Source organism: Brevibacillus sp. GCM10020057 (assembly GCF_042683565.1).
GTDB lineage: Bacteria > Bacillota > Bacilli > Brevibacillales > Brevibacillaceae > Brevibacillus.
This window is the reverse complement of sequence record NZ_JBHUJW010000043.1, coordinates 1,093,095-1,111,112: the sequence shown is the minus strand read 5'-3', so window position 1 is coordinate 1,111,112 and position 18,018 is coordinate 1,093,095. Positions and strand designations below refer to the sequence as shown.

Annotated in this window: 18 protein-coding genes; 5 read left to right on the top strand and 13 right to left on the bottom strand. The window is 56.1% G+C overall.

Going from position 1 to position 18,018, the window contains the following annotated elements; all coding sequences use genetic code 11:
• Positions 1-72 precede the first annotated feature (72 nt).
• Positions 73-585 (top strand): DUF3907 family protein, encoded by a 513-nt coding sequence (locus tag ACFSO0_RS19195; RefSeq protein WP_376883142.1) that lies wholly within the window; start codon positions 73-75, stop codon positions 583-585.
• A gap of 30 nt (positions 586-615) precedes the next feature.
• On the opposite strand, the gene ACFSO0_RS19190 is transcribed toward ACFSO0_RS19195, so the two are convergent.
• The 6 genes from ACFSO0_RS19190 to ACFSO0_RS19165 form a co-directional block, all read right to left on the bottom strand.
• Positions 616-2,013, bottom strand: coding sequence for a S8 family peptidase (locus ACFSO0_RS19190; protein ID WP_376883140.1), 1,398 nt, complete (start codon positions 2,011-2,013; stop codon positions 616-618).
• A gap of 69 nt (positions 2,014-2,082) precedes the next feature.
• Positions 2,083-2,721 (bottom strand): trimeric intracellular cation channel family protein, encoded by a 639-nt coding sequence (locus ACFSO0_RS19185; protein ID WP_376883138.1) that lies wholly within the window; start codon positions 2,719-2,721, stop codon positions 2,083-2,085.
• A 23-nt stretch (positions 2,722-2,744) separates the two neighbouring features.
• Positions 2,745-3,518 carry a Cof-type HAD-IIB family hydrolase gene (locus ACFSO0_RS19180; protein ID WP_376883136.1) on the bottom strand — a complete coding sequence of 258 codons (774 nt, stop codon included), beginning with the start codon at positions 3,516-3,518 and terminating at the stop codon, positions 2,745-2,747.
• Between the two features lie 113 nt (positions 3,519-3,631).
• The gene (locus ACFSO0_RS19175) at positions 3,632-4,747 is read right to left on the bottom strand and encodes an ABC transporter ATP-binding protein (RefSeq protein ID WP_376883134.1); all 1,116 of its coding nucleotides are present in this window, start codon (positions 4,745-4,747) and stop codon (positions 3,632-3,634) included.
• Positions 4,748-4,858: 111 nt separating this feature from the next.
• Positions 4,859-5,881, bottom strand: coding sequence for a PucR family transcriptional regulator (locus ACFSO0_RS19170; protein ID WP_376883132.1), 1,023 nt, complete (start codon positions 5,879-5,881; stop codon positions 4,859-4,861).
• A gap of 49 nt (positions 5,882-5,930) precedes the next feature.
• Entirely contained in the window at positions 5,931-6,824 is an 894-nt protein-coding gene (locus tag ACFSO0_RS19165; RefSeq protein ID WP_376883130.1) for a metallophosphoesterase, read from the bottom strand.
• 167 nt (positions 6,825-6,991) lie between these two features.
• Here ACFSO0_RS19165 and acsA point away from each other — a divergent pair, with 167 nt between their 5' ends.
• Positions 6,992-8,707 carry an acetate--CoA ligase gene (gene acsA / locus ACFSO0_RS19160; RefSeq protein WP_376883129.1) on the top strand — a complete coding sequence of 572 codons (1,716 nt, stop codon included), beginning with the start codon at positions 6,992-6,994 and terminating at the stop codon, positions 8,705-8,707.
• A 136-nt stretch (positions 8,708-8,843) separates the two neighbouring features.
• On the opposite strand, the gene ACFSO0_RS19155 is transcribed toward acsA, so the two are convergent.
• The 7 genes from ACFSO0_RS19155 to ACFSO0_RS19125 form a co-directional block, all read right to left on the bottom strand.
• On the bottom strand, positions 8,844-9,872 hold the full coding sequence (locus tag ACFSO0_RS19155; protein WP_376883127.1) for a cation diffusion facilitator family transporter: 1,029 nt from the start codon (positions 9,870-9,872) through the stop codon (positions 8,844-8,846).
• 26 nt (positions 9,873-9,898) lie between these two features.
• Entirely contained in the window at positions 9,899-10,546 is a 648-nt protein-coding gene (locus tag ACFSO0_RS19150) for an NAD(P)/FAD-dependent oxidoreductase (RefSeq protein ID WP_376883125.1), read from the bottom strand.
• Positions 10,519-10,959, bottom strand: a complete 441-nt coding sequence (locus tag ACFSO0_RS19145) for an FAD-dependent oxidoreductase (RefSeq protein ID WP_376883123.1) — start codon at positions 10,957-10,959, stop codon at positions 10,519-10,521. Before ACFSO0_RS19145 ends, ACFSO0_RS19150 begins: the two co-directional genes overlap by 28 nt.
• Before the next feature lie 261 nt (positions 10,960-11,220).
• Positions 11,221-12,582 carry a hypothetical protein gene (locus tag ACFSO0_RS19140; RefSeq protein WP_376883121.1) on the bottom strand — a complete coding sequence of 454 codons (1,362 nt, stop codon included), beginning with the start codon at positions 12,580-12,582 and terminating at the stop codon, positions 11,221-11,223.
• A 309-nt stretch (positions 12,583-12,891) separates the two neighbouring features.
• Positions 12,892-13,665, bottom strand: a complete 774-nt coding sequence (locus ACFSO0_RS19135) for an NUDIX domain-containing protein (protein WP_376883119.1) — start codon at positions 13,663-13,665, stop codon at positions 12,892-12,894.
• Positions 13,666-13,932: 267 nt separating this feature from the next.
• Positions 13,933-14,583 carry a response regulator gene (locus ACFSO0_RS19130; protein ID WP_376883117.1) on the bottom strand — a complete coding sequence of 217 codons (651 nt, stop codon included), beginning with the start codon at positions 14,581-14,583 and terminating at the stop codon, positions 13,933-13,935.
• The gene (locus ACFSO0_RS19125) at positions 14,580-15,386 is read right to left on the bottom strand and encodes a sensor histidine kinase (RefSeq protein WP_376883115.1); all 807 of its coding nucleotides are present in this window, start codon (positions 15,384-15,386) and stop codon (positions 14,580-14,582) included. The genes ACFSO0_RS19130 and ACFSO0_RS19125 overlap by 4 nt, the downstream gene beginning before the upstream one ends.
• Positions 15,387-15,490: 104 nt before the next feature.
• On the opposite strand from ACFSO0_RS19125, the gene thiD reads away from it, so the two are divergent.
• From thiD to splB, 3 genes are all read left to right on the top strand, one after another.
• Positions 15,491-16,285, top strand: coding sequence for a bifunctional hydroxymethylpyrimidine kinase/phosphomethylpyrimidine kinase (gene thiD, locus ACFSO0_RS19120; protein ID WP_376883113.1), 795 nt, complete (start codon positions 15,491-15,493; stop codon positions 16,283-16,285).
• Between the two features lie 276 nt (positions 16,286-16,561).
• A complete protein-coding gene (locus tag ACFSO0_RS19115; RefSeq protein ID WP_376883111.1) occupies positions 16,562-16,774 on the top strand; it encodes a hypothetical protein in 213 nt (70 codons plus the stop codon).
• An 81-nt stretch (positions 16,775-16,855) separates the two neighbouring features.
• Entirely contained in the window at positions 16,856-17,929 is a 1,074-nt protein-coding gene (gene splB / locus ACFSO0_RS19110; protein WP_376883109.1) for a spore photoproduct lyase, read from the top strand.
• Positions 17,930-18,018 lie beyond the last annotated feature (89 nt).

The following is an 18,018-nucleotide window of genomic DNA, read 5'->3' as shown; positions in this document are numbered from 1 at the left end:
GCTTGTGCGATAAAGAAATTTCCCTTTATACTTACTAAAAAAGGCAGATTCTTCTAACGCAAGGGGGACATTATGTCAACGACTCATCTGAAACAATTGTGCGAAGTGACATACACCAAGTTGAAAAAGGTAAGCATGGAATTGGAACGCTACTTGAACCAGGTGACCTTGTCGAGTCTCGTTTCTCAGTCCGGTGATCCGGAAGAGTATGAAACTTACTACCGCAGTTATTTATCCGACCTGCGCCATCTGCTTGTATACTGCGAAAATGCGTACGACAGGCTGGGGGTATCCCTTCGCCGGGCGCGATTCAATGAGGAGTTTGCCGAAGAAGTGTTATATCAGGTGTACCATACTTGTATTCATAACTTTTACTACCCTAAAGGCGAGGTCTACGACGAGGACGGGCGCTATTCCTATACCGGAAAAGATGCGATCATTTTCCGCAAGAAGGTCACACCGGAGCTGCAGCAATTGACGTTGTCGCTGGCGAAGGTATTTGAACAAATGCGGGATGATTTGCAATATTACGAGACGGACTACATTGCCAAAAAACAGATGCAAACCGAACAAGCACAGGCGTAGCTGCCCGTGCTTGTTTTTTTCTGCCCGCCGTCACTCGAAACCAAAGCGCAGGCGCAGCAAAAACTTGTTTAGCAAGCCGCCGATCGTAGCGGGCGGCTGCTCGGTATTGGCCGGCTCCGTGTGCAGCTGCTTGAGCGTGTTGTTCACGTCGATCATGCCGTAGCCGTACAGTTGGTCGTGGCCTGGCGGGCCAAGGTCTTCCGCAGATTTGCGGATCAGCTCCATCACATCGCTGTTTTTCATGTCGGGGTGGACAGAGCGCACCAGTGCAGCCAGAGCCGCGACGTGCGGACACGCCATGGACGTGCCGGACAAGGAGGCGTAGTCGTTGTCAATGTACGTGCTGGGGATGTCCACGCCCGGTGCGGCGACGTCGACATAATCGCCGAAGTTGGAGAAGTCTGCCCGTTCCTTGAGGTGATCCACTGCCGCCACGGACAAGACTTCCTCGTAGGCAGCGGGGTAGCTCGGCTGGTCGGACGCGTCATTTCCCGAAGCGGCGACCATGACCACATTATGGTCGTAGGCATAACGGCAGGCTTCTTTCAGAACGGCGGAAGATGTATAGTTGCCGACGCTCAGGTTGATGACCTCGGCTCCGTGATCTGTCGCCCAATAGATGCCTCGGGCAATGTCGACGGCAGAGCCTGACCCGTCCGCACCGATGGCTTTGATCGGCATCAGCTTGCTTTTCCAGGTCATGCCGGCAATCCCGTCCCTGTTGTTCGTTCGGGCAGCGATAATGCCGGATACATGTGTGCCGTGGCCGTTGTCATCCTGGGGCTTGTCGTTGTCTTCGAGCACGTTGTAGCCTTTCACGAGCTTGCCTTTGAACTCCGGGTGATTCATGTCCACGCCGGTATCGACTACCGCGACGATGACATCGTTGCTGCCTTCGCTTACATCCCAGCTCTGCTCCATGCCGATCAACGGCAAGTTCCACTGGTATTCGGTGTAGTATGGATCGTTCGGCTTTCGGTTCGGTAGCAGTAGGTAGTTGGGCTCAGCGAAGACGGAATCGGGGTGCTCCGCCAGCTTTTTCATCAACTGCTTCGTGGTCAGGCTGCGGGATTTAATGATCATGAACTTGCCGAAATCACGCTTGATTTTTGCGTCGAGGGAGGCGACCATCCGGTCAATGCTTTTTTGATCGGGACGAGGCGAAAAGCGAACGACGACTTCGTGCTCGATATAGTGGCTCCGGTCACGCGGATTGTGGTGAAGCGTCTGCACGTGGCTGCTTTTTTCCAGACCGCGCCGGATGTCCTTCACTTGTTCAATGTAGTTGATCCGGGGAATGCTCGCCTCCACGGAGGTGACCCGGGGATGAGGCTCGCGCATTTCTTCCTGTGCGTGTTGATACATGCGATACGGTATCGCGACCAATCCGACCAGTGCGACCGCAACGACAATCGGGGCCAGACGCAAAAAAATCACTCCCTCTTGTGCTTATGGATATATCCTGCACATCAAGGGAGCGATTATGAAGGGAAAACCTTACATCCGGTTGTTGAGCGCCCGGACCGTGGATGGCGTGCTGCGCAGGGAGCGGCGCGGCAGCTTCCAGCCTTGGTAGACGGAAACCATGCGGCACACGATGATGGCGATGAACAGTGCGTAAAGTTCCGGCACGGACTTCGCCCAGTTCAGGCCGACAGCCAGTCCCGCTGCCATCGCCCAGACCGCGTAAATTTCTTCCTTGAACACCAGCGGCTTGCGGCCGGCGAGCACATCGCGGATAATCCCGCCGCCGATCCCTGTCAGGACCGCAGCGACGATCGTCGCACTCAGCGGGTAATTCATTTGGGTCGCATACATCGCGCCCTGGATGGCGAAAGCGGAGAGGCCGACTGCATCGAAAAACATGCCCCAGCGGTTCCAGTAACCGATGTACTTGTGGGGGAGGATAAAGACAATGAACATCGTAATGAGTGCGATGGTAAACAGGGTCCCCTGATTCCAGAACGAAGCGAGGGGAATCCCCAGTAAAATGTTGCGCAAAATCCCGCCCCCGAAAGCGGTAGCCATCCCGAGCACGATGACGCCAAGCAGGTCGTATTCCTCCTCCATCGCGATGACCGCGCCGCTGATGACGAATGCTACAGTGCCAATAATGTTAAACAATTCCCAAGACATGTGAAAAACCTACATCCTTCCTGCTAAATCAGACCTAGTTGTGTTAATCCATGATGGATGCCGTCCTCGTCGACGTGACGGGTAATGCGGGCGGCGAACGGCTTCAGCTCTTCGTGCGCGTTGCCCATGGCAATTCCCATCCCGACGTAGGAAAGCATTTCTCTGTCGTTTAGCCCGTCGCCGAATGCGACCGCTTCGTCAGGGCTGAATCCGAAGTGGCGCAAAGCGGCTTCGATACCCTTGGCTTTGGAGCCGCTCTTGGGCAAGACGTCGAGGACGCGTTTGTGCCAGCGGACGTAGGAGACTTCGTGAAAACGGCCCACGTAAGGCTCTTCTTCTTCCTTGCTGCAGTAGAGGAACGCCTGATAAATCGGAGCTTCTTCCCAGTAGCGGTGACGGTGAGAAGGGGCCGGCAAGCGCAAGGAGTCGAACGATTCGATAACGTACGGATGGCCGCTGACGTTTGCGTAGCAGTTGTCCGCACTAAGGAACACCATCGGATGGCCGTTGCGGTCTGCCATCGCTTCCAGCGTAGCCAGCGTCGCTGCAGAGAAGGGGGTGTGATGAATCACTTTTCCCTCACTCACGACGTAGGAGCCATTAAAGCTGACGAACGTATCGATCCCGAGCTGCTCGGCAACAGGCGTCAAATGATAAGGAGAACGGCCGGTTGCGATCGCGACTTGCACGCCGTTTTGCTTCAGGCGCCGGACGGCTTCCTGTGTAGCAGCCGGAATGACATGCTTCGTATTGAGCAGCGTGCCGTCGATGTCAAAGAAGACAATTTTGAACGTCATTTCTCTTTCCTCTCCACTCTTTTCTCTCTGAACGGTACTCGTCTGCCTGGACAGGGATGCCACAGAAAACACAAAAAGGAATGTCGGGAAAAGACATTCCTTTTCACTTTCTCTTAGAATACAGCCAGTTCCGTCTCGCTGTCAAATACGTGGCATTTCGCCAGATCCATCCCCAGTTTTACCGTCATGCGAGGTTTCAAGCTTTCTCTCGCATCCACGCGGGCGACCATTTGCGTCTGTGCAACATTGTGGAAGTAGACGTACAGCTCCGAGCCCATGTTTTCCACCACGTCGATCTCGGCGTTCAGGAAGCTGTCGAACGGATTGGCTTCCACGAATTGCGTATCGCTGTACAGGTCCTCGGGGCGAATGCCGAAGATGACTTGCTTGTTCACATAGCCTTTGTCGCGCAACTGCTTCGCCTTGTCGTTGGGGAAGGTGACGTGAATCTGCTCGGCTTCAAACACGAGCGCTCCTTCCTTCTCGACGACGTTGCCCTTCAGGAAGTTCATGGCAGGCGAGCCGATGAAGCTGGCGACGAACAGATTGCGCGGATGGTTGTAAATCTCGGTCGGCGTCGCCACCTGCTGGATCAGCCCGTCCTTCATGACGACGATGCGGTCGCCCATCGTCATCGCTTCCGTCTGGTCGTGCGTGACGTAGATGATCGTCGTGTTCAGCCGCTGATGCAACTTCAAAATTTCCGTGCGCATCTGCACCCGCAGTTTGGCATCCAGATTGGACAGCGGCTCATCCATGAGAAACACTTGCGGCTCCCGCACAATGGCACGTCCGAGGGCGACGCGCTGCCGCTGACCGCCTGACAGCGCCTTCGGTTTGCGCTCCAGCAGGTGGGAGATGTCGAGAATCCGCGCCGCCTCCTGAATCCGCTTGTCGATATCAGCTTTTGAAAATTTGCGCAATTTCAGGCCGAAAGCCATGTTTTCATACACGTTCATGTGCGGGTAGAGGGCGTAGCTCTGAAAGACCATGGCGATGTCGCGGTCTTTGGGAGGAACATCGTTGACGCGGCGGTCGCCTATGTACATGTCGCCTTCGGAAATTTCCTCGAGACCTGCGATCATGCGCAGCGTGGTCGATTTGCCGCAGCCGGACGGACCGACCAGCACGAGAAATTCCCGATCCTGGATCTCCAGATGAAAGTCGTTGACGGCAGTGACGTTGTTTGCGTACTTTTTGTAAATATGATTGAGCGTAACTTTGGCCATTTTGCCGGGCACCTCCTGGGTATGGTGAAGGGAGCGATCGCCATGTTGCTATCTTTGATCGTACCAAGCCTTGGAAGTGGGGACTAGGGACAAATTGTACGAATTGTATGGTCAATTTTGCCGAAAGAGCAGCAGCAGCTGCAGCAGGACAGCATCGGGAAATTGCCTGGGGTCCAGTCCGGTCTGCTCGGTCAGCTTGTCCAGCCGGTACAGAAGCGTATTGCGGTGCACATAAAGCCGGCGGGCCGTGTCGCTGACGTTGAGCTGACAGGCGAACAAGGTCTCCAGCGTCTCCAGCTGTTCCGCACCAAGCTGCAGCGCTGTGTTGCCGGAACGAAGCGAGCGGGCGAGCTGATCGGCGAGCGGGGCAGGGAGCGAGGAGGCCCATTGCTCCAGCGGATAATTCCAGGTGCCCGCGACCATGACGCGCGGCCGATACTTCGTCAGGGCACGGGAGAGCGACAGCAGCTGATCGAGCGTTTTGCCCAGCGCGAGCGCAGTCTCGATCGGAGGGCTGACCGTCAGCCGGACGTGCTCCATCCGCTCTGTCGAGATGAGGTCGTGCAGCCCCGACGCCCATTCGAGCAAGTCTTCGGGCGCACATTGATTTCCCAGCATGGAAAGCGGGACGAGAAGCAAATAATAAGCACGACCCAATGGGAATCCGTGCAAGGAACCGGGTGGAGCCTTGAAAAAATCAGGCAGCAGCGATTCGAGAGACTGCCATTCAAACGAGCTTTCGGACCGGCAGCGCTCCATGAGAAAGACGGCCCGTTTTTCCCGCCACGACCACTGCGGCTCCAATCGTTGCGGGGGAGCAATCGGCGCTCCTTGGACCACGCTCTGCAACCAGGCGGCAATCTGATCCGTCAAGGAAGCCTCGGGGCTGGCTTGGGGCGGAGCGAACAACAGCTTCAGCATCGCGCGGGCTGGCGGCGGCCAGGAGCTGCTCTCGATCAGAAGCAGCCAAAGATTGCCGTCTTTGTCATCTTCGGAAACGGCAGCAGCCTCCCAGCCGCGGCTCTCCTGTTCGCGCAACAACAGGTTGGCTTCGCTGCGGGAGGTCTGCAGGCATGCAACAGGCAGGCCCGTTTCCAGGCGTATTTGCTCTGCCAGCTTCAACCATTGGTCCATATCAGCACCTCCGTCTTACAGGAGTGAAAACCTTTTCACTCATTATACCTCACTCGAGGGCGAGCGTGGCAGCTGCTTCCTGCAAAACAGGAGAGGCGGGCGCACTGACTGACGGGGCACCGGCAAGGGTGTGCACGGTAATTTCCGGACGCGAGCGCAGGCGGACATTTAGACCAGTCTGGCCGAGCCCTTCACTGATGTAAAAGGGACGCCCGTCTACGCGATGCAGTCCTTTGACCATATTGAGCTTCGGCAGCTTGCCCATTTTCGCCAGGTGAAACGGGCGCGGCCAATGAATCTGCCCGCCGTGAAAGTGGCCGGACAGCAAATAGTCGTACGGGAAGTCCCGCATGTGCAGGACGACGTTCGGATCGTGGGTAAGCACCAGCCGCACGCCGGCATCCGGCACGTTCTGAAACGACCTGGCGAGTTTGGTGTGACCCGTGGAAAAGTTGTCGACACCGATGATATGCAGCGGCAGCCCATGATGATAGACGGTTTCGTGTTCATTGACGAGGACGCGGCAGCCGATTCGCTCCAGCTCGGACTTGAGCATGGCGAGCTTCGGCAAAGACAGGACGTAATCGTGATTGCCGAACACGACGCAGGTCCCGAGCGTCGGGCGAAGCGACGTGACGGTCTCCACGTAACGGACTGCCTTTGGAATATTTTTATGGCGATCGAGCAGATCGCCGGTGATTGCGATCAGATCTAGCGGCCGTCCTGCAAAATCAGCCGCGATTCTCGACGCCGGGACAGACAGGTTTTCCATATGCAAGTCGGACAGGTGCAGGATGGACAGCGGCTCCCAAACCGAAGGATCAGGGAGTCTGCGGGAAGGCTGAAGCGGAATGGATACATAATTCGTATGCACATCGAACGTATTGCGGTATGCGCGGATGAACAGCAGGACGACAGCTGCTGCAAGGATCAGCCAGATCATTTTCCGTATGCCATCTCCTTTTTGGTTGTGAATAACGCCCATTATACTAGAATTTATCGATTCTCAAAGAAGTAGGTTATTGGCAGGAGGAATTTCGAGGAAAGTGCAGAAATATTATGAAAGTTGAGTGAAAAAAAGAATCCATTGGAGTCTGGGAGAGTGAAAGTATGAACGTGGAAAAAATTCCGGCAACGGAAGGTCGGTTCAATCTGACCAATTACGACGAAACGTACGCAAACTTTGATTGGACAGAAGTGGAAAAGGAGTTCACCTGGTATGAGACAGGCAAGGTGAACATGGCTTATGAGACGATTGATCGCCATCTGCTGACGGAGCGCAAAAACAAAACAGCTTTGATATACAGTGACTCGAACCGGGAAGAGACTTACACCTTTGCACAACTTAGCGAGCTTTCCAACAAGTTCGGGAATGTGCTGCGCGGACTGGGAATTGGCAAGGGAGACCGCGTATTCGTGTTCATGCCCCGCACGCCGGAGCTTTATGTAAGCGTTTTAGGGACATTGAAAGTCGGTGCGATTGTAGGGCCGCTGTTTGAAGCGTTCATGGAAGCAGCCGTCCGCGACCGCCTGGAAAACAGCGAAGCCGTCGCGATCGTGACGACGCCGGCCCTGCTGCCGCGCGTTCCGGTCAAGGATCTGCCTGCGCTCAAGCATGTGATCGTCGTTGGGGCCAAGGACGAGCTGCCTGCAGAGCAAATCAGCTTTGAGAATGAAATGGAGAAAGCCTCCTCGGAGTTGGAAATCGAGTGGGTGGATCGCGAAGACGGCATGATCCTTCATTATACGTCCGGATCTACCGGCAAGCCGAAGGGTGTCCTGCACGTCCACAACGCCATGATCCAGCATTATCAGACCGGAAAATGGGTATTGGATCTGCAAGAAGACGACATCTACTGGTGCACGGCTGACCCGGGCTGGGTGACAGGGACCGCATACGGCATTTTCGCTCCCTGGCTGAACGGCGCGACGAGCGTAGTGCGCGGCGGACGCTTCACACCGGAATCGTGGTACGAAACTGTGGAAAAATACAAAGTCAGCGTCTGGTACAGCGCGCCGACATCGTTCCGCATGCTCATGGGCGCGGGAGACGAGCTGGTGAAAAAATACGATTTTTCCCGCGTGCGCCACATCTTGAGCGTGGGTGAGCCGCTCAATCCGGAAGTCGTCTATTGGGGCATGCGCGTGTTCAACCAACGCATCCACGATACGTGGTGGATGACGGAAACAGGCGGACAGCTCATTTGTAACTACAAATCCATGGCAATCAAGCCTGGCTCAATGGGCAAGCCGATCCCGGGCGTGTACGCGTCGATTATCGACGATCATGGGAATGAATTGCCGCCGAACCGCATGGGGAACCTGGCTGTCAAAGTCGGCTGGCCGGCGATGATGAGACAAATCTGGAACAACCCGGCGAAATATCAGGAATATTTCCACATCCCGGGCTGGTACGTGTCCGGCGACTCGGCGTACAAGGACGAAGAAGGCTACTTCTGGTTCCAGGGCCGCATCGACGACGTCATCAACACGTCCGGCGAGCGGGTCGGTCCATTTGAAGTAGAGAGCAAGCTGGTCGAACACCCGGCGGTAGCGGAAGCGGGCGTCATCGGCAAACCGGACCCGGTACGGGGCGAGATCATCAAGGCGTTCATCTCGCTGCGCGCCGGTTACGAGCCGAGCGAGGAGCTGATGGAAGAAATCCGCAAGTTCGTCAAGGAAGGTCTGGCCGCACACGCCGCGCCGCGTGAGATCGAATTCCGCGACAAGCTGCCGAAAACGCGTTCCGGCAAAATCATGCGCCGTGTCCTGAAAGCCTGGGAACTGGGCTTGCCGACAGGGGACTTGTCCACTATGGAAGATTGATCCGGAATAAAAAACGATGATTGTTCAACATTTTTGAACAGCAATAGGGGCGTCTCCAAGTCAATGAATCGACTTTTGAGACAGCCCCTTGTTGCGTTCATTTGCGGTTGCGGACGTGTTCATGGTCGTGGCTGTGTTAATGTTTGTGCTGGTGTTCATGCTGGTGTTCATGCTCATGCTCGCCTTCGTGTACGTGCTCGTGTCCGTATTGAGGAAGGTCATGTCCTTGCGGGGAGCTGTCCTGACAGTGCAGGCTGCCGTGCTGCACGGATGAATTTTCGATCTGGATGGTCGCGTGGGTGATGCCGAATTCCGCCTGCAGCACATGCAGGGCCTTGGACAAGATCGGGTAGCTGGGCAGGTCGTCTTCCACAAGCAGATGGCAGGTGAGCGACTCAAAGCCTGACGTTACTGTCCAGACGTGCAAGTCGTGGACGGCTGTCACCCCAGGGAGCTGGCGCAGTTTTTCGGCGATGGCAGCCGTATCCAGGCGGCCGGGTGCTCCTTCCAGCAAAATATGGACTGACTCCTTCGTCACGCGCCAGGCGCTGACCATGATGAGCACAGCGACGATCAAGCTGATCAGCGGGTCTGCGATATACCAGCCAAACGCCCACATGAGAATCCCGCCGATGATGGCCCCGACCGAGCCGAGCAAATCGCCAAGGACGTGGAGATAGGCGCTGCGGACGTTCATGTTTTCCTGATAGTCTCCGCGCATGAGCACGAATGCCGCCGCGATGTTGGCTGCCAGCCCGATGACGGCGATGACGACCATCGTCCCGCTTTGGACCTCGGGCGGTTGGATCAGGCGCTGGTACGCTTCCCACACGATCACCAGGGAAATGACGACGAGCGTTACGCCATTGATGAGCGCCGCCAAAATCTCGAACCGGTGCATACCGAACGTTTTCTTCGCAGAAGGCGGCCTGGAAGCGAAATGCAGAGCGAGCAAGCTAAGCAAGAGGGCGGAAGCGTCGCTCAGCATGTGGCCGGCGTCCGACAGCAGCGCGAGGCTGTTCGTGATGAAACCGCCGATCACTTCGACGATAAAAAACAGCGTGATGATGAAAAGCGACGTAAACAGTGCCTTTTTGCTGGCTCCCCTGCCGTGATGATGGTGGTGATCTCCATGTGCGTGACCATGATGATGGTGGTGTCCCATATCTATCTACCTCCCAGGCAATAAGATCAAGAATTGAGAAAGCGGATCATGTCGTCTGCCAGCAAGCGAGCATCAACACTGACGCCGCCCATCAGAGCAGATTGGCGATTGCGCTGCCAGGGCAGCCCAAGATAATAAAGACCGGGTACAGGGGAGACGCCGCGGGTATGCAAGGGACGACCGTATTCGTCCAAGGCGCCGGGAACAGCAAGCCAGCCGTAGTCCGAGCGATACCCGGTCGCCCAGATGATGTTCGATACGCGAGCAGTGCTCCCGTCTGCAAAGAAAGCGGTTTGGCCAGCCAGGGAGAGGGTGCGCGGCATCATCCGCAGCTGTCCTGAACGCATGAGCCGCCGTATCGCTCCATGATACCCGATAATCGGGTCTGGCACAGACGAAAGACGTTTTCCCAGCCAGGATTCGGCAGGCGCTGTAAGCAAGCCGAGGGCACGCATGTAGCTAAAAACAGGTTTGCCCAAAATGCGTTCAGGCAGATGGAGACGGGATTGCCCGACAGAGAGATAAACGGGCCTGTTTTCAGCCAGCTCTGCGGCAATCTGGATACCCGAATTGCCTCCACCGACGACGAGCACCGATCCTGGGGCCAGTTGCTGTTCGTTGCGGAATGTCCCTGTGTGTAGCTGGGTTACGTCACTTCCTGCATCGCGGTGCATGGGGGGCCAATCGGGCAATTGAAAGGGACCGTCGCAACGACGACGGCTCGTGTTCGCAGAACTGGCCGTGTCCGGGTGTACACCAGAAATGCGTCTTCTGCTCTTTCCAGGCGGATGACCTCGACACCCAATTTGAGCGGCAAAGCGAAAAATTGCGCATACTGCTCCAAGTAATCCGCAGTCTCATTTTTATCCGGCAATCCACCTCGCTCACCGGGAAAGGGGAGTGCTGGCAAGTCATTGAGGTAACGAGGGGTATAAAGCACCAGCGAATCGTAGCGATTGCGCCAGCTTGTGCCAATGCACCCGTGCTTCTCCAGGATGGTGAACCGAAGCCCGAGCTGTTTCAGCATGTAACCGATGGATAGGCCTGCCTGACCCCCGCCGATGACGACGACATCGTAGCCAAACATGCACGTTTCCTTCTTTCTGTATGGTATTTACCTAAATCATACCATAAACATTATAACATTCAAGTAGTTATTTGAATGATCGAGAAAAAAGAGTGGTTGCCTAAAAATGGCAATATTGAGAAAGTCACCAAATTGAAAACCATTGATTTTTCTGCGTTTTTGAACGGCAAAAGGGGCGTCTCCAAGTCAAAAAATCGACTTTTGAGACAGCCCCTTTCGTAACTCTGTGTTCGGACGGATCGAAGCAGTTTCTTGCTCCCTTTAGCTGGCCGTACGTGTGTAAATCCGGTGCGGCGCCAGATCGCCGCGATGGCGAACGTAGAGTGGACCCCACGCCGGATTGGCGTCGTGCATGCTTTTCAGCAGTGTCGTCATGCCGCTGAAAGCGGTGGAGACTGCCACTTCGCCCGCAATGGATGATGTGACGGCGGCCGCAACGACATGAGCCGCGTACATGCCGGAAACGATGCATTCTGAAACGGGCGCTGAGCTGGACAGATGGGAGCGAATTTCCTGGACGACTTTCTCGTCATGATTATGCCAATTCTGGATTTGCGCCAGAGAATGAGATTCCAGGCTGGACAGGCGCGTCTGTGCAATCGTGTGTGCGACGATGGCCGCTGACTTTTTGGCCTTCTCTGCGTCCAGTACGTCCCTGCCTATCGTGATTTTCTCGAGGTCTTTGTCCGTTTCTTCGAGAAGCGCGTCTGCCCAGAGGATGGCGTTGTCGAAGTGCAGCAGCCGAACAGTCTCCGCGGCGAGGTAGCCGCGCAAGATGTCTGCGGGGTGCGGATCGTTTGCAGGTCCGGCATTGCGCAATTTTGCCTTGCCCGTATACGCCTTGTTGAGTCCCCGGAAGTAGCCGATCAGGCCGATGCCGGCAGCAGGACCGGTGTTCAGGATGCCCAGCACATCAGAGGCAGTCTCGTCGATGCGCAAGGACCAGTAATCCGCCAAAGCCCGATCCTGCAGGTCGTCCGCCAATGCGTTGTGCACGCACTGCTGAAGCTCCGCCAGCAATCCCGTATCGGCGTGCAGGATGTCGTGCCCGGCCGTCTCGTGCCCCAGCGCAGCCCAGGCCAACAACCCGTGCCGGGCATTGGCGGGAGGAAGATTGACAATGCCCGTCTTGATGCCAAAGTGGGCGGCCGCTTCTGCCGTCCACGTATAAGGCCCAAACTGGGGGCGTCCCCATTTTACGAGCGGAGCGATCAGGCTTTGGTCCGGCGGTTTGATGCCCTTCCTGTCCTCCTCGCTCAAAAAGCCGTCGTATAAATCGCTGACGACTTCCTGGAAAGCATCTGTCGCTTCCGCTTCGTACGCTTCGCTGTTTTGCAAAATCGCCTGGGCAATGTCGCAGAACAGTCCGGCTTCCCGTTCCTTTTGCGGGTCCCGGCGGAGCATGCTGTTGAATCCGGCTTCAGAGAGCTTGTCCATTGACTGCATAAAGGGATAGTAGACCTGCTCGCGGTAAAGCGGGGGAAGGGAATCGGCAGCATCCTGCAAGCGGCCGTACAGCGTGCGGAATTCAGCCGGATCTGGCGGACCGCTGTTCTCGTCCAGGGCAGCGACTGTCACGTCCTCTGTGCAGGCTTGCAATTGGCGAAAGTCAGGATGGTTCATGCGTAACGCCTCCATTCGTCGAGAGAGTAGTGGCTCTGACACGGGTTACGTACATTCAGGCGGGCGGCCTTTTGGGGAACATACCTCCTTTCCGGTTGGACAAGGGGTGTTCCTTTCATTATAGGATGTAAAAAATGGAAAATAAACCATAGAAAAGTGGGTGATTGGTAGCAATTTTCTGAAAAAAAGGTAGGAAGGTCGCCCTGTCCGCTCTGCTGCATGTACCACGAAAGAACCGTATGTGTACAACAACTACAGTACAGCTGCTGGGTGATAACGTTGCCGAGTCTTTGGCTCCCTTTCGGCTTGTCAGTCCATTTCGGCTTTCGGCTCATAGCGGCTCAACAGCTCGTACGGCTTTACCCGGTACGCTTCGTACGGAAAGACGTGCGAGGCCAGGGCGTCGAGCGTTCTGCTTCGGAAATGCGGCCTTGTGATCCATTGCTCGATGTTCTCTGGTGTGAGCTTTTGAAAAATGACCTCAGATGTCTCGCCTGGCGCCGGTCGCGGCTCGCCGGACTCGTATTCTCCCCGGAAGACGACGCAGATGACACCGTTGGAAGCGTTCTGGTATACCCCGGTGACACCGCTCAGGCTGACGGATATGCCTGTCTCCTCGATGATTTCCCGGTGCAGCGCTTCATCCAAAGTCTCTCCCGGTTCGACCCGGCCGCCGGGCATTTCAAACGTATCTGCGCGATGCACATTCCGGATGAGCAAAACTTCCCCTGCCTGGTTTGTAATCAAACCGCTGACGGCCAGTACAGGTCGGGGAACCACTGGTATCGTGGAGGTCAAAAAGTCTTGTCGGCTTTCCAGGTACAGCTCTCCTGCTTCTTGGCGTTTTTGCTGTGCCAGCTGATGGAGTCGGGTCTGTTTTATCCTCTGTTCGATCTGTTCGTAATGCTCTCTGCTGGTGTATTCCCAGATTGCCGTAACTTCGTCTGCGGCTTCGTTCACCCAGCGACCCACCAGCTTCGCGCCATGCTCAACCTGGTTCGGGTACAGATAGGTCTGAAAAAAATGAGTAAACTCTTCCAGCCGCTCGGGCCGGATTCGATACGTTTTTCTTCGGTAGAGCATCTGGCATCCCTCACAATCGATGAAGTGGGAAAAAATTCCTATTGATCCCCATGATAAAAGGCCAGTTCGGTAACCGTCAATCGATTTTGCAAGGGGAGCCATAGGGACAGCGGGTGGAGGCGCGTGGTTACTTCTCGCTCACGCTTCCTCCAAGCGGACTTTTCGGCGGGCGAGCATCTTGGCGATCAGGCCATGGCGAGGGGAGAGCATGAACGCCAGGAATATGCAAAAAAGCAGGTGAACGGGTCACCTGCCTTGCCGATTTTGCTATTCTTTTACGATCAGATGGTGCTTGACTGCATAGGCGGCCAGCTGGACCCGGTTGGCGAGCTGCAGCTTGTCCAAAATGTTTTTGACATGGTTTTTCACGGTATTTTCCGCGATGACGAGCGCCTCGCTGATTTCCCGATTCGTTTTGCCTGCTCCGACGTACATCACGATTTCCCGTTCGCGGGGGGTGAGCACATCGGGAGCCATGCCGTCTGGCTGTTCATCATGGCGGAAGCGGTGCAGCAGGCGGTTGGCCATCTCGCGGGACAGCTCGCTGTCCTCGCCGAGCAAGGCGTGCAGGTAGTTGATCCAGTCGTCCGGTTCGAGGTTTTTCAGCAAATAGCCTTGTGCGCCAAACTGAATGGCCGTGATGAGATCCCCGACATCGTCGGAGACGCTCAGGATCACGACTTTGATCTGGGGGTACGCTTTCTTGACTTCGCGCGTAGCTTCCAGCCCGCTCCATTTGGGCATGTTGATGTCCATGAGCACGAGATCGGGCAAAAGCTCGCCGCACAGCCGAAACGCTTCTTCGCCGTTTTCCGCCTCGCCGACCACTTCAAAGGAGGGGTCCGGTTCGAGCAGGCTGCGAATCGCGGCGCGCGCCATGGGATGATCGTCGGCGATCAAGACGCGGTAGCCGTTCATTGAGCAAAACCTCCTGCTTGAGATGTCAGGCTGATCGCGGTGCCGCCTGCCGCACGCGGCCCGATGTCGAAACTTGCCTGCAATTGTTTGGCGCGTTCGCGCATCATGGCCAGCCCGTATTTTTTCATTTCTTCTGCAGGGCCGTTGATGCCGACCCCGTCGTCCTCGATGGCGAGTGTCCATCCGCGCGGATCGTTCGCGACGAGACGCAGCCAGGCGTGGCGCGCTTGCGAGTGCTTGCGGATGTTGGCAAACGCTTCCTGGATAATGCCGAACAGCTGAACCTCCTCGGCGGGCGAATAAAAGCCTTCCGGAATTTGCAGTTCGGTCGATACGTCAATGCCGGAGAGCGCGCTCCATTGGACCAGCCATTTTTCCAGCCGCTGCATCAGGCTGCCTTCTTCGGGGAGCGAACGCAGATTGAAAATGGCCTGGCGCACGTGATTGTCGATGGCGGAGACGGCGACACGCGCCTCGTCGAGATGTCCTTGCTTCAATTTGACGTTCAGGAAAAACAACGACTGGGCGATGCCGTCGTGCAGCTCGCGGGCAAGCCGCTCCCTCTCCTCGTAGACGGCGCGCCGGGCTTGTTCTTCCACAATTCTCGCGTTCATCCGTCCGATCGTGCGAAACATCCACGTAGCAAACAGAAAGGAGAGCAGCAAGGTCAGCAGCGTGATGTAAATATTGCCGGTTTCCATGGACATGTACGACAACAGAAAATCGTGCCGTACAAATTCAAAGCCCCCGATAATGACAGTGGGGATCAGCACGGTCAACCAGTAAAAAATGCGGTAGGTCATGGCGAAAATCCCTTCCTTGGGCGTATCAGTCAATCCTAGTATACCGAAGCTGGCGGGTGGATGATATACTCGGTATCAGATCAAGCGTCTGCAGGAGGGAGAACATGAGCAAGATTGCAACAGCGTTAACGATAGCAGGTTCCGACAGCGGCGGGGGAGCCGGGATTCAGGCGGATCTGAAGACGTTCCACCAGTTTGGCGTGTACGGGATGAGCGCGATTACGGCCGTGACCGCGCAAAATACGCTGGGAGTGGCCGGTGTGTACCCAATGCCGGCAGAAGCCGTTTCTTTGCAGATTCGCGAAGTGCTGCGGGATATCGGCGCAGATGCGGTCAAGACCGGCATGCTCTTTGATGCCGCGATTATTCAGGCCGTTGCAGAGGAAATTCGCGCGTTCGGCATCTCCAGGCTGGTCGTCGATCCGGTGATGGTCGCCAAAGGAGGGGCGAAGCTTTTGCTCGATGAAGCCATCGCGGCACTGAAGCAGCATCTGCTTCCTCTGGCGGAGGTGGTCACGCCGAACCTGCCGGAAGCGGAGTGCCTGACCGGGATGCAAATCCGGACACCCGAGGAGATGCGGGAGGGCGCCCGTGCCATTCATGCCTTGGGCGTGCGCAACGTCCTCATGAAAGGCGGCCATCTGGAAGGCGATGTGATCGTCGACATTCTCTTCGATGGACAAGCTTTTTATGAAATCACGCACGAACGCGTAGCGACTCGGCACACGCACGGAACGGGCTGCACGTTTTCCGCGGCGCTTGCGGCAGAGCTGGCAAAAGGAACGCCGCTCGTGCCGGCCGTGGAACGCGCCAACCGGTTTATTTTTGCAGCAATCAAGACGGCGCCGCAGCTGGGGCAAGGTCACGGGCCGACCAACCACTGGGCTGTCGCCGATTAAACAGGAAGCCTTCGAGCCGACCGCTCGGGGGCTTTCGTCTTGTTCAGCGGCAAAGGAAAAAGGAAAGCCTTGGGACCGTTTGCACGGGGGAATGGATGAACGGATGGCTGCACTCGTTCGGCGTACCGACTGTATTTATGGTCACACACATGTTACGGCTGCGCCAGCTTGATGCTTACGCGAACCAAACGCCCAGCAGCTGATTACTCTGGAAAGAGAGCATCGCAGCGGCCGTGGAGCCGGGTGCGAGAGCGAGTGAAAAGGTGGGCGAAAGAAATGTGGATCAAATGGGTAACGATCCATGAATCGTACGGGCTTCCGCGCATCGCGCAGGAATGCCGCACCTATCTGGAGAGCAAAGGCATTCTCGTGCGGCTGATCTCCCGAGAGACGAAGCGGGCGGGATATATTTACACCCTGCAAGTCCCGGCTCATCAGGAAGAACTGGCGAGACAAACGTTGCGTGCGTTCAAAAGCTCCTTTCAGTAAGATGGGGAGGTTTCAACTGTAAGTGGTTTCCGTCTGTTGCGCCGCAGTTGCCGGGTCATACTAGTCGCAGGAGGAATGCCCATGTCCACAACATTGACGGAAATGCCCAGGCAGACCGAGCCAAAACAATCCCAGCTGTTTGTCCCGGACTTTGTCTTCGTGGAGCCGCATGCGCTCGATTACCCGTTGGGGAGAGAGCTTTACGAACGGTTTCAACGGGAAGGCATCCCGATCCACATGACGACGAGCCACAATCAGGTGCGCGGAATTCCAGGTGAAACGGATGTGGAGAAGTACCGCAACGCCAAGCGGACATTGGTCATCGGGGTACGCAAAACACTCAAATTTGAAACTTCCAGGCCATCGGCAGAATATGCCATTCCTCTGGCGACAGGCTGTGCTGCCCATTGCCACTACTGCTATCTGAACACCAACGTCGGCACGAAGCCGTATATTCGCGTCTACGTCAATATCGACGAGATTTTCGCGCAGGCGCGAAAGTATATCCAGGAGCGGCAGGGGGAAATTACCCGCTTCGAGGCAGCGTGCACTTCGGACCCGGTCAGCATCGAGCACATCACGGGCAATCTGAAGCGCGCGATCGAATTTATGGGTGAGCAGCCAAACGGCAGGCTGCGCTTTGTCACGAAATTTCATCATGTAGACTCCTTGCTCGATGCCAGGCACAACAAGCATACCCGCTTCCGGTTCAGCATGAACGCCGACTACGTGATCAAAAACTTCGAGCCAGGCACGTCCAGCTTTGAGCAGCGGCTGGAGGCGGCGGGAAAAGTAGCGAAGGCAGGCTATCCGCTCGGGTTTATCCTGGCGCCGCTGTACTGGTTTGACGGTTGGGAGGCGGGTTACACGGACCTTTTGGAGCGGCTGCACAGCCAGCTCGTTCCGGATGCTTTTCACGATCTCACCTTTGAGCTGATCCAGCATCGCTTTACGAAAATTGCCAAAAACCTGATCCTGCAACGCTATCCCAAAACGAAGCTGGAGATGCAGGAGGAAGAGAGGAAGTACAAGTGGGGGAAGTACGGAAAAGGAAAATACGTGTATCCGGATACAAAGGCAAAAGCGCTGCAGGCCCATCTGGAAAAGGAGATTGCCCGCCTGTTTCCGCAGGCAAAAATCGAATACTTTACGTAGCGGAAAACGGAACTGCTCGACGGGCGCGGGCAGTTTTTTTATGAGGACGGATGCTTTGTCCGCGGCTCAGGAGGTAAGGTTGCACGCAT

Excerpts from the sequence above, each read along its gene's own strand:
- acsA (WP_376883129.1), top strand. The coding sequence starts at position 6,992 with ATGAACGTGGAAAAAATTCCGGCAACGGAAGGTCGGTTCAATCTGACC.
- ACFSO0_RS19170 (WP_376883132.1), bottom strand. The coding sequence starts at position 5,881 with ATGGACCAATGGTTGAAGCTGGCAGAGCAAATACGCCTGGAAACGGGC.
- ACFSO0_RS19125 (WP_376883115.1), bottom strand. The coding sequence starts at position 15,386 with ATGACCTACCGCATTTTTTACTGGTTGACCGTGCTGATCCCCACTGTC.
- ACFSO0_RS19130 (WP_376883117.1), bottom strand. The coding sequence starts at position 14,583 with ATGAACGGCTACCGCGTCTTGATCGCCGACGATCATCCCATGGCGCGC.
- ACFSO0_RS19165 (WP_376883130.1), bottom strand. The coding sequence starts at position 6,824 with ATGATCTGGCTGATCCTTGCAGCAGCTGTCGTCCTGCTGTTCATCCGC.
- ACFSO0_RS19140 (WP_376883121.1), bottom strand. The coding sequence starts at position 12,582 with ATGAACCATCCTGACTTTCGCCAATTGCAAGCCTGCACAGAGGACGTG.
- thiD (WP_376883113.1), top strand. The coding sequence starts at position 15,491 with ATGAGCAAGATTGCAACAGCGTTAACGATAGCAGGTTCCGACAGCGGC.
- ACFSO0_RS19175 (WP_376883134.1), bottom strand. The coding sequence starts at position 4,747 with ATGGCCAAAGTTACGCTCAATCATATTTACAAAAAGTACGCAAACAAC.
- ACFSO0_RS19150 (WP_376883125.1), bottom strand. The coding sequence starts at position 10,546 with ATGCACCGCGATGCAGGAAGTGACGTAACCCAGCTACACACAGGGACA.
- ACFSO0_RS19195 (WP_376883142.1), top strand. The coding sequence starts at position 73 with ATGTCAACGACTCATCTGAAACAATTGTGCGAAGTGACATACACCAAG.
- splB (WP_376883109.1), top strand. The coding sequence starts at position 16,856 with ATGTCCACAACATTGACGGAAATGCCCAGGCAGACCGAGCCAAAACAA.
- ACFSO0_RS19115 (WP_376883111.1), top strand. The coding sequence starts at position 16,562 with ATGTGGATCAAATGGGTAACGATCCATGAATCGTACGGGCTTCCGCGC.
- ACFSO0_RS19185 (WP_376883138.1), bottom strand. The coding sequence starts at position 2,721 with ATGTCTTGGGAATTGTTTAACATTATTGGCACTGTAGCATTCGTCATC.
- ACFSO0_RS19155 (WP_376883127.1), bottom strand. The coding sequence starts at position 9,872 with ATGGGACACCACCATCATCATGGTCACGCACATGGAGATCACCACCAT.
- ACFSO0_RS19145 (WP_376883123.1), bottom strand. The coding sequence starts at position 10,959 with ATGTTTGGCTACGATGTCGTCGTCATCGGCGGGGGTCAGGCAGGCCTA.
- ACFSO0_RS19135 (WP_376883119.1), bottom strand. The coding sequence starts at position 13,665 with ATGCTCTACCGAAGAAAAACGTATCGAATCCGGCCCGAGCGGCTGGAA.
- ACFSO0_RS19180 (WP_376883136.1), bottom strand. The coding sequence starts at position 3,518 with ATGACGTTCAAAATTGTCTTCTTTGACATCGACGGCACGCTGCTCAAT.